Annotated in this window: 12 protein-coding genes; 7 read left to right on the top strand and 5 right to left on the bottom strand. The window is 62.5% G+C overall.

What is annotated here, in order from left to right:
- Positions 1-36: 36 nt before the first annotated feature.
- Entirely contained in the window at positions 37-1,431 is a 1,395-nt protein-coding gene (locus LMTR21_RS26875; RefSeq protein WP_065752541.1) for an FAD-binding oxidoreductase, read from the bottom strand.
- Between the two features lie 694 nt (positions 1,432-2,125).
- Here LMTR21_RS26875 and LMTR21_RS26870 point away from each other — a divergent pair.
- Entirely contained in the window at positions 2,126-2,356 is a 231-nt protein-coding gene (locus LMTR21_RS26870; protein ID WP_065752539.1) for a hypothetical protein, read from the top strand.
- Between the two features lie 94 nt (positions 2,357-2,450).
- Here the strand turns inward: LMTR21_RS26870 and LMTR21_RS26865 are convergent, their stop codons facing one another.
- The 4 genes from LMTR21_RS26865 to LMTR21_RS26850 all read right to left on the bottom strand — a co-directional run bounded on the left by LMTR21_RS26865 (position 2,451) and on the right by LMTR21_RS26850 (position 5,885).
- The gene (locus tag LMTR21_RS26865) at positions 2,451-2,780 is read right to left on the bottom strand and encodes a copper-binding protein (RefSeq protein WP_065752538.1); all 330 of its coding nucleotides are present in this window, start codon (positions 2,778-2,780) and stop codon (positions 2,451-2,453) included.
- A 101-nt stretch (positions 2,781-2,881) separates the two neighbouring features.
- On the bottom strand, positions 2,882-3,865 hold the full coding sequence (locus LMTR21_RS26860) for a GGDEF domain-containing protein (protein ID WP_065752628.1): 984 nt from the start codon (positions 3,863-3,865) through the stop codon (positions 2,882-2,884).
- Positions 3,866-4,086: 221 nt separating this feature from the next.
- Complete coding sequence (gene fliP / locus LMTR21_RS26855) at positions 4,087-4,842, bottom strand: flagellar type III secretion system pore protein FliP (RefSeq protein WP_057840389.1); 756 nt, start codon at positions 4,840-4,842, stop codon at positions 4,087-4,089.
- Positions 4,839-5,885 carry a flagellar biosynthetic protein FliO gene (locus LMTR21_RS26850; RefSeq protein ID WP_148636015.1) on the bottom strand — a complete coding sequence of 349 codons (1,047 nt, stop codon included), beginning with the start codon at positions 5,883-5,885 and terminating at the stop codon, positions 4,839-4,841. Before LMTR21_RS26850 ends, fliP begins: the two co-directional genes overlap by 4 nt.
- Before the next feature lie 434 nt (positions 5,886-6,319).
- Between LMTR21_RS26850 and flgB the strand changes: the two genes are divergently transcribed.
- The 6 genes from flgB to flhB all read left to right on the top strand — a co-directional run bounded on the left by flgB (position 6,320) and on the right by flhB (position 9,839).
- Positions 6,320-6,730 (top strand): flagellar basal body rod protein FlgB, encoded by a 411-nt coding sequence (gene flgB, locus LMTR21_RS26845; RefSeq protein ID WP_065754843.1) that lies wholly within the window; start codon positions 6,320-6,322, stop codon positions 6,728-6,730.
- Between the two features lie 26 nt (positions 6,731-6,756).
- Positions 6,757-7,182 carry a flagellar basal body rod protein FlgC gene (gene flgC, locus LMTR21_RS26840; protein ID WP_065754842.1) on the top strand — a complete coding sequence of 142 codons (426 nt, stop codon included), beginning with the start codon at positions 6,757-6,759 and terminating at the stop codon, positions 7,180-7,182.
- Between the two features lie 16 nt (positions 7,183-7,198).
- A complete protein-coding gene (gene fliE / locus LMTR21_RS26835; protein ID WP_065754841.1) occupies positions 7,199-7,510 on the top strand; it encodes a flagellar hook-basal body complex protein FliE in 312 nt (103 codons plus the stop codon).
- 108 nt (positions 7,511-7,618) lie between these two features.
- Positions 7,619-7,882: a flagellar biosynthesis protein FliQ gene (gene fliQ, locus LMTR21_RS26830; protein ID WP_065754850.1), complete on the top strand. Its 264-nt coding sequence runs from the start codon at positions 7,619-7,621 to the stop codon at positions 7,880-7,882.
- Positions 7,883-7,896: 14 nt separating this feature from the next.
- Positions 7,897-8,667, top strand: a complete 771-nt coding sequence (fliR, locus tag LMTR21_RS26825) for a flagellar biosynthetic protein FliR (protein ID WP_065754840.1) — start codon at positions 7,897-7,899, stop codon at positions 8,665-8,667.
- A gap of 98 nt (positions 8,668-8,765) precedes the next feature.
- Positions 8,766-9,839, top strand: a complete 1,074-nt coding sequence (gene flhB, locus LMTR21_RS26820; RefSeq protein ID WP_065754839.1) for a flagellar biosynthesis protein FlhB — start codon at positions 8,766-8,768, stop codon at positions 9,837-9,839.
- Positions 9,840-9,883 lie beyond the last annotated feature (44 nt).

Below are 9,883 nucleotides of genomic sequence, written 5' to 3'. Positions count from 1 at the left end.
GCGTCGCGAACGTTCACTTCAACGCCAAAAGCGCGTTCACACCGTAAAGATTCGTCCCGGGTTGAGAATGTTCTTCGGATCGAGCGCGCGCTTGAGGGCGCGCATGGTTTCGATTTCCTCTTCAGTGCGACTCATTTTCAGGTAGGGCCGCCTCGAAATGCCGATACCGTGTTCGGCAGAGATCGAGCCGCCGAATTCGCCCGTGAGGTCGTAGACCAGCTTCTCGAACTCATCGTGCTTGTCAGGCGTATGTTCGTGATACACGCTGGGATGCAAATTGCCGTCGCCGACGTGTCCCATCACGATGGTGAAAGCGTGCGGATCGATCGCTTTGACCCGTGCATCGAGTGTATCCGCATATTCCTCCATCCTGTCGATGGCCACACTGACATCGAATCCCATCCTTGCCGCGAATGGAAAGCTGCGGCCCAGCTCGACGCTGGAATCGCGGATGCGCCAGATCGCAGCCACGGACGCGTTCGAGGTTGAAAGCGTGGCGTCGAGGATCAAATTATCGTTCAACGCCGTCTCCAGCATTTTCTCGAGGCCGTCCCGAATGCGTTCAGCGTCGCTTCCGGAGGCCTCCAGCAGCACATAGAAGGGATGATGGGTCGGCAGTGGGCCAACCACCCCCTTCACGCGCTCGACGGTCTGGCGGTAGTAGGCATTCCACATCGCCTCGAACGCGGTCAGATCGCCGCCGAGCGATTTGCGCGCCAGCTTCAGGAATGCCATGACCTGTCCGAACGAGGGCAGGGCGCACAGCGCCACCTGCCGCTCCGCCGGAGCCGGAAAGACGCGCAGCGCGGCGCGCGTCACCACGCCGAGGATGCCTTCGCTGCCGATGAAAAGCTGCTTTAAGTCGATGCCGGTGTTGTTCTTGATGTATTTGCGCAGGCCCCTGAGCACGGTGCCGTCGGCGGTGACGACTTCGAGGCCGAGGATCAAATCACGCGTCATGCCGTAGCGGATGACGCGGTTGCCGCCGGCATTGGTCGAGATGTTGCCGCCGATCGTGCAACTGCCGCGCGCGCCGAGATCGAGCGGAAACATCAACCCATCCTGCTCGACCCTCTCCTGCAGCTTTTGCAGCGGCGTGCCGGCCTGCGCGATGGCGACGCCGGCAGAGGCATCGACCTCTTCGACGCTGTTCATGCGCTCCATCGACAGCACGATCTCGTCCGCATTCGGCAGCGCGCCGCGCACCAGCCCGGTCATGCCGCCCTGCGTCGTCACGGGCACGCCTTCGCGATGACAGAGCCGCAGCAACACGGAAACATCTTCCGTCGTTCTCGGACGGACCACCGCGCGCGGTTTTGGAACCGGATTGCCGGCGACGTCGTGATGATAGCGCGCATCGATGTCGGCGCCTGACAGCACCGCGCCCCTGCCGAGCGCGTTGTACAGTTCGTCAATGAAACCCTCGGACATGCCCCTGCCTCTTCTTTACGCGGAGTGTGGCCGAAGCTTTACATGCGGCATGGCCGGGAAGAAACCCGGTCCAGCGTGTGGGGAAGCCGCGTTTTTGCGGGCTGTCTATCTTGGCCAGAACCTCTTCCGTTCCGGTTGAATCAGAACGGGGCTCTAGATTCTTGAGTTGACGCGTTTTCTTGACGCGAACCGGTTTCCACTTCGCTGGAAAACGCTCTAGCGCCGCGGCCGCCGCATCGAGCCCGAGCGGCTGCGAAGGGCTTCTTCCTTCCGCTCCGGCTCGACCGAGGTGATCTGGTTGCAGGAATCGCACTTGTATACGTACACGAGCGGGCGCAGTCCGATCTTGGGCAGCTTTCCGATCCGAACCGTGCCTATCCCGCAAGCTTCGCAGCGCGGCGGCAAACCGTTTTCTGAATGCGGTACGGACATATGAACGAATCGCTGAGCAACAAATAAACGCTTCAATGAATCTGGCTTCTGATTGCATCTTAATCGTGGAAATCGGAGTCCGTAAGAATACGAGGATGGCGGCACGTTCGCGGCGGGGCGTCCATCTTTTGCCATCAAATCGACCCGCACCGGGCATCCAAACAACACACTGCAGGGAGCAAGATCGGAGCACCAGCGCGACCACACGGAAAATTCCGCCGGTCCGAATCCGGCCGGACTTCAATTTGTGAGGCGTGCAGACATGTCTTCCCACAAAGGTCACGACACGCCGATACGATCGGCGCTTTCCGCCGTGGACGCTGCGGCGTCCCGCCCATCGCCGGCCGACAGATTCAATATTGATCGGGAAGGGCCGGCCAAACGCGCCGGAAATCTGCGGGCGCTGCAGCAACACTTCCAGAAATTGAACGAATATTGCGACGAGACGGTTGCCGAAATCCGCGCTTCGCTCGAACGCACGTCGCTGCGCTAGTTACAAGGCCCGGACTCCCCGAGGGCACTCCGGGCCTCGCTGTTCTCCAATCGAAGCGACACATCACGAAGCGGGACGTCGCTTCGGGATTGCCTCACTTCTTGTCGATCTTCGTGACGGCGTCCGCCTTGTCGATCTTGGTGATGGTCTTGGTGCCCGCCGTATCGCTCACGGCGAAAGTGACCCTGTCGCCGGCGTGCAGCACGTTTAGCCGCGCGCCATCCTGGATCTTGAATTCTTCGCTCGCGGCGCCGGCATTCGCGCCGGTGGTGCCATCAGGCATATCCCTGATAGTGATCGTGCCGCTGATCCGATCTATTCTCGTCACCATTCCGGTCCGCTGCTGCTGCTGCTGGGCAAGAGCCGCCGTACCGACGATGCTGAGGGCCGCGGTGGCAGCCATAATCATCCCTGCGATTTTCATGAAAACACTCCCGGCTGTAGGGTGTCTACGATAAGCCGGGATTGCGGCATTAGTTCCGCAGCGGGAGGCATTGCGGCTTTTCTTCGCAGGCGATCGAACTGCTAGGCCGCGCCAGCCTCGGGCTCGAGTTCGGTTTCCGTCACCGTGCGGTTGCGGCCGAGCCGCTTGGCTTGATACAGCCCGCGGTCGCAGCGCTCGATCATGGCTTCCGCCGATTCGGCGAGGCGGAATTGCGACACCCCGATCGAAACCGTGATGCTGCCGATTTCCTTGCCGGTTGCGCGGCGGGTCAGCTTCGCTTCGGCAATTCGGCGGCGAATGCGCTCGGCGACAGACGTACAAGCCTCGAGATCGGCCCCCGGCAGCACCGCGATCAATTCCTCGCCGCCGTAGCGGGCTGCCAGATCGACTTCGCGAACGCCTTCCTGCAGCACCTTGGCCACCAGCCGAAGCACCTGATCACCGACCTGATGGCCGTAATCGTCGTTGAATTTCTTGAAGTGATCGATGTCGATCAGGAAGACGCTGAGCGCCTCGTCCTTTTCCATCGCCGCGATCTGGGCGAGGCGGAGGAATTCATCCATCGAGTGCCGGTTGGCCAACCCGGTCAACGCATCGGTGTTGGAGCGCTGCTCGGCCGCCTTCAGGGAGTCGCGGATGCTGTCGAGCTCCTCGGAGGTGGCGGCGAAGTTCGCCTCCAGCGTAGCGGCGCGCGCCGTCGCCTTTGACAATTCATCAACCAGCTTCGAAATGATCGTCCGGGGATCGCTGCTGGCCGCGGCTTCGGAAGACACCTCGCCGAGCGCCTTGATATGGGTCTGGTTGTCGGTGACGGCGGTGTTGAGGAATTGCTGGGCGGTGGCGATCAGGCCGCTCAACTGCTCGGGCAGGTCACCCAGCGGGTCGGCTGCGGCCTGCGGCGCCACATAGGTAATATAGAGCTCGTGGTTGGTCGCCGCGTCGAACTTGCGCTTGCCCGCGATCAGGATGTCGATGGTCTTTCGCAGCGCCAGCGAGCTGCCGAGCGAATACTCGAACCAGACGGCGAAATTGGAGGGGGTGGCAGGGACGGACTGCTGCGACATCAACCGAATAGCCCGATCAGCAATCGTCGTGGCGTATTCGACGTCCATCTCGCCGATAGGCTGGCCTGCCATAGTATGGTCCGGTAATGCTTTTGTATGTCTGTTCCCTGGCCCATTGTGCACGAAGGAACTAATCTCACCTTAAATTCGCTGGGAAACTCCGCTGCAAATACGTAACGAATGTTGACCTATTCGGTTGTGAGACCGACGGAATTCGCCCGTCAAGTAGCGCCGTAGCTCTGTACAAGGCTGCCTGCGACCAGCGTCCAGCCGTCCACCAGCACGAAAAAGATTAACTTAAACGGCAAAGACACGACGACCGGTGGCAGCATCATCATACCCATCGACATCAGGACGGATGCAACCACGAGATCGATGATCAGGAAGGGGAGGAACAGCAGGAAGCCGATCTCGAAGGCGCGCTTCAGTTCGGAGATCATGAAGGCCGGGACCAGAATCCGCAGCGACAGGTCTTCTGGCGTTGCCGGCGGCGGCTCGCCGGAGAGGTCCACGAACAGCTTCAGATCCTTTTCGCGGACATTCTTCTGCATGAAGCCGCGCAGCGGCACCGAGGCCTTTTGCAGCGCTTCCTCGACACCGATCTGGTTGGCGACCAGCGGCTTGATGCCGTCGTCATAGGACCTCTGCAGGACGGGGCCCATCACGAACGCAGTCAGGAACATTGCGAGCGCAATGATCACGGAGTTGGGTGGGGCGGTCGCAGTGCCGAGCGCCGTGCGCAGCAGCGACAGGACGACGACGATCCGCGTGAACGACGTCATCATGATCAGGATCGATGGCGCGATCGACAGCACCGTTAACAGCGCGATCAACTGGATCGCGCGCTCGGTGACGCCGCCGCCGCCCTGGCCGAGATTGATGCTGATATCCTGAGCCAGTGCCGGATCGGCGAGCGATCCGGCGGCGGTCAGGATTAGGAAAAATAAAACTCTACGCGGAGAAGTCGCCGGCCTCACGAAGGGTTCTTCGGCCGGCCTAGCAGGGACGCCATCTCGTCTTCGAGATTTTCGAAGCCGCTCTTCTGCGGCGCGGGCGCAGGAGGTGTGGGGGCGGGAGGCTCGCTGCGAGCGTTGCGGGGGCCTGCCGGCGGCGTTTCCGGCGCAACCGGCGGTGCCACAGGTTCGGCCGGCCGGCGCAGGGCGGCTTCCAGCCGCTGCGCCATCTCGGCGAGATTCTGGTCGGCGCTCGATGGCGCGGGAGGCGGCGGGGCAGGAGGCGGCGGCGGCGCGGCAGCGCGTTCCGGTGCTCGGGTAGGCGCCTCGCGGACGGGCGGTACCTCACGGATAGGCGGTGCTTCGCGGGCTATCGGTGCCTCGCGGACTGACGCTGGGTCGCGGGCCGGCGGTGCCTCGCGTACTGACGGTGCCTCACGTACTGGAGGTGCCTTGGCCAACTCACGCTGCGGTCGGGGCATCAGCGGTTCGGGACGGGTCAGGCGCGGCGGACCGGATTCGGGCCGGCCGCTGATCGGTTCCGGCGCAAAGCCCGTCAATGGATCGACGCGACGCTCCGGCATCGGCGGCGGCGCGGGCCGGCGGAGTTCTTCGGCGAAGGAGGGACGCGCAGGGCGCGGCGGCGGCTCTGGTATCTGCGGTTCGGTGGGATGATCGAAGCCGTCGGTCGATCGCACGTCTGACCTTGCCGGCTCTTCACTCCAGGCCGCATCGGGCAGCGGTGCAATTCGCGGCGGCTGCTCGGCGACCGCGGGACGCGGCGCCATCTGCTCGCGGTTGGGCATCGCGCGCACGATGTTGGGCTCGACCACGATGTCGCTGGGACCGCCGATCATCAGGAGATGCTCGACATTATCGCGCCGTACCAGCACCAGGCGCCGGCGGCCATCCACGGCGGCGGCGTCGATCACGGCGAGCCGCGGCATCCGCCCGCGCTGGGTGTTGGCGCCGAGGCGGTTGTTGGCGAAACGACGAACCAGCCATGCGGCCACGCCGATCAGCGCCAGAACGGCGATGAATGCGAAGAGGAATGTCAGTGTCTGCATGCTTTAGTCCCCGGCCACGAGCCGTTCTCTGATGCTGGCTTCGACGAGTGCGGTCTTCGGTCTTCCCGTCCGAGCATGTTCCCCGGGAACACGATTTCCCGCCATCCTGACCATGCCCCGAAGCGATCCGCAGCCGGCGAATCACGCCCGAGATCAGCCTTATTCCTTAATTCCCCACGGCGAGCGCCGCCGTCCGGTTAATTAATAGACCAAGAATCGCTTGAGCCAAAACGACTTCTGAGCGCCCCAAGTCGTGTTGGTGGCTGCTGGTTAACGCAGTTTTCGTGGCGAAAATGCGCTCGTTTCGTCACTACAGCCGGGCATTCGCCGCTGTCCGAGCTCTCCGCGGGCGATTTTAACCAGCCGTTAACTATACACCGGGCAAATTCTGCCTACCTCGCGGCGGCTGCCAGAGGTTAACGGGGAACAGCTCGATGGCCATCAACGATCTTCCGATCCTGTCGGCGCTGCGCACCAAGATGCAATGGCACCAGGAGCGCCAGCGCGTGCTCGCCGAAAACGTCTCCAACGCCAATACCCCGAATTTCAGGCCGAGCGACCTGGTCGAACCGAAGTTCGACAGCAAGGGCGCCAATGTCGGCGGCGCGATGGGTTCGCTCGCCATGATGCGCACCAGCGCCACGCATATGAGCGTCTCCGGCGGCGGACAGAGTTTCAGGGGGGACGGCGGCAAGAGCGGCTTTCTGACCAAGCCTGCCGGCAATTCGGTCAACCTCGAAGATCAGATGCTGAAGGTCTCGGCCAACCAGATGGACTATGCGGCCGCCACGTCGCTCTACACTCGCAGCCTCGGCCTGCTCAAGACCGCCATCGGCAAACGCTGACGCAGCCCGATTAGGAGAACCGGATCATGGCAGATGAGGCAAGCGATTTCGCCCGCTCGATGAGCATCGCGACCTCCGGCCTGCGCGCGCAGGCGGGACGGATGCGGGTGATCTCGGAAAACATCGCCAATGCGGACTCGACGTCGCCGACGGCCGGCGGCGATCCCTATCGCCGCAAGGTGCCGACCTTTTCGTCCGCGCTCGATCGCTCGCTGGACGCAAGGGTGGTGACGCTCGGCAAGGTCAGGACCGACCAGTCGGCGTTTCGCGTCAAGCACGAGCCGAGCAATCCGGCGGCGGATGCGGCCGGCCACGTCAAATATCCGAACGTCAATCCGCTGGTCGAAATGACCGACATGCGCGAGGCGCAGCGGTCCTATGAGGCCAATCTCAACATCATCAGCGCCACGCGCCGCATGATTCAACGCACGCTCGACATCCTCAAGGCCTGAACAGGAACCATAGAAAATGGCTTCACCAACCGTTGCAGCAAATGCCTACGCCGCGCTTTCGCGCATCGTGGAGACCGGCGGCGCCGAGAAGGGCAACCAGTCCACCGGCGGTCCATCCTTCAGCGCGCTGCTCAAGGATGCCGTCGGAAGCGTGCTGGAGGCCGGCAAGAAATCCGACTCGCAGGCGATGGCGATGACCTCCGGCAAGGCCAACGTCATGGACGTGGTAACGGCGGTGGCGGAAACCGATGTCGCGGTCTCGACGCTGGTGTCGGTGCGCGACCGCGTGATCCAGTCGTATGAAGACATCATGAAGATGCCGATCTGACTGATGCTGTCATTCCGGGGCGCGAAGCGAACCCGGAATCTCGTCATTCCGGGTCTGGTGCTTACGCACCATCCCGGAATGACGGTCCAACTGAAAGAGAGAGCAGCAATGACCGGTGCCGAAACCCTCGACGTGGCGCGCGATGCGATCTGGACCATCGTGGTGGTATCAGCGCCCTTAATGGTGATTGGGCTCGTGGTCGGCGTCGTGGTGTCGCTGTTCCAGGCGCTGACCCAGATTCAGGAACAGACCCTGATCTTTGTGCCGAAGATCCTTGCGATCTTCCTGACATTACTACTGGCTTTGCCGTTCATGGCTGACTCGATGCACGGCCACATGATGCGGATATCGTCGCGAATCATAGGCGGTTGATGCATTGTCGATGAATGCGCGTCGACATCTCTCTGCTGCCCGCCCTTGCCGCCACCTTCATGCTGGTGTTTGCCCGCGTGGGCGCGATGGTGATGCTGTTGCCGGGGTTCGGCGAGAGCAATATCCCGGTGCGCATCAAGCTCGCGATCGCGCTGCTGCTGACGCTGATCATCCTGCCGCTGCATCGCGCCGCCTACCAGATCGACCTCTCCTCGATGAGCGCGCTCGGGGTGCTGCTGGTGCACGAGATCGCCATCGGCATCGTGCTTGGCGCCACCGCGCGCGTGACGCTGGCGGCGCTTGCCGTGGCCGGCTCGGTGATCGCCCAGCAGCTCGGCCTCGGCTTCGTCACCGCCGTCGATCCGACGCAGGGACAGCAGGGCGTGCTGATTGGCAACTTCCTCTCCATTCTCGGCATGACGCTGCTGTTTGCCACCGACACTCATCACCTCGTCATCGCGGCGCTGAACGAGAGCTACCGGATCTTCGCTCCGGGCGAGCTGATGCCGAGCGGCGACGTGGCGGCGCTTGCCACGCGCGCCTTCGCCACCGCCTTCAAGATCGGCATGCAGCTCTCCGCGCCGTTCCTGGTGTTCGGGCTCGTCTTCAATATCGGTCTTGGCGTGCTGGCGCGGCTGATGCCGGCGATGCAGGTCTATTTCGTCGGCGTGCCGCTGTCGATCATGATCGGATTCCTGATCTTCGGCCTCGTCCTGTCGGCGATGATGGGAACCTATCTCAACTACTTCATCGGCGTGATGCACGAGCTGACGCCGCTGAAATAGAGCTTGATCCAAAAAAGTGGGTGCCGGTTTTCGCTTGCCACAAACGCGGAACGCGTTTGCGCGGAGATCGTGCTCAAACAAAAGACTAGAGCGCCGCGATGGCCGACGATTCCGACGACAAAACAGAAGACCCTACGCAAAAACGTCTCGACGATGCGTTGGAGAAGGGCGACGTCGCCAAGAGCCAGGAGGTCAACACCTGGTTCATCATCGCGGGCGGTACGCTGGTATTGTCGACGTTCTCGGGGTCGATCGGCGGCGGCATCCTGATGCCGCTGCGCAACCTGATCGCCAATGCGGGCCAGCTTCGCACCGACGGCGCGGCGCTGCTCGCGCTCGGCAACACGCTGGGCTATGCCGTGCTCGGCGCGATCGGCGTGCCGCTGTTGATGCTGGCGCTTGCCGCGATCGCCGGCAACATGATCCAGCACCGGCTGGTGTGGTCGTCGGAATCGCTCAAGCCGAAGTTCAGCAAGGTATCTCCGGGCGCCGGGTTTAAGCGCATCTTCGGCAAGCAGGCGCTGGCGAATTTCCTCAAGGGCCTGTTCAAGCTGATCGCGCTCGGCGCTGTCATGATGGCGGTGCTGTGGCCCGAGCGCGATCGTCTGGAGTCGTTCCTGCGGTTCGATCCTTCGGCGATCCTTGGCGTTACGACCAACCTGACGCTGCAGTTGATGGGCGCGGTGGTGGCGATGCTGGCGGCGGTCGCGATCGCCGATTACTTCTTCCAGTACCGGCAGTGGTTCGAGCGCCAGAAGATGTCGCTGCAGGAGATCAAGGACGAGTTCAAGCAGTCCGAAGGCGACCCCCACATCAAGGGCAAGATCCGGCAGTTGCGCCAGCAGCGCATGAAGAAGCGCATGATGGCCGCCGTTCCCAACGCCAGCGTCGTCATCACCAATCCGACCCACTATTCGGTGGCGCTGTCCTACGATCGCGGTATGGCGGCGCCGGTCTGCGTCGCCAAGGGCGTCGACAACGTCGCGTTCAAGATCCGGGAAATCGCCAAGAAACACGACATTCCGATCGTGGAGAACGTGCCGCTGGCGCGCGCGCTCCATGCCACCGTCGACATCGACGAGGAGATTCCGGTCGAGCACTATCATGCGGTCGCGGAGATCATCGGCTACGTCATGCGTCTCAAGAACGGGCTCGGCGCCCGAAGAATGTGATGGGAACGCTGGAAAAACGCCTTGAAATGCCTTCAACCTGTCAA

This window comes from Bradyrhizobium paxllaeri, assembly GCF_001693515.2.
GTDB lineage: Bacteria > Pseudomonadota > Alphaproteobacteria > Rhizobiales > Xanthobacteraceae > Bradyrhizobium > Bradyrhizobium paxllaeri.
This window is presented reverse-complemented; position numbering and strand designations above follow the sequence as displayed.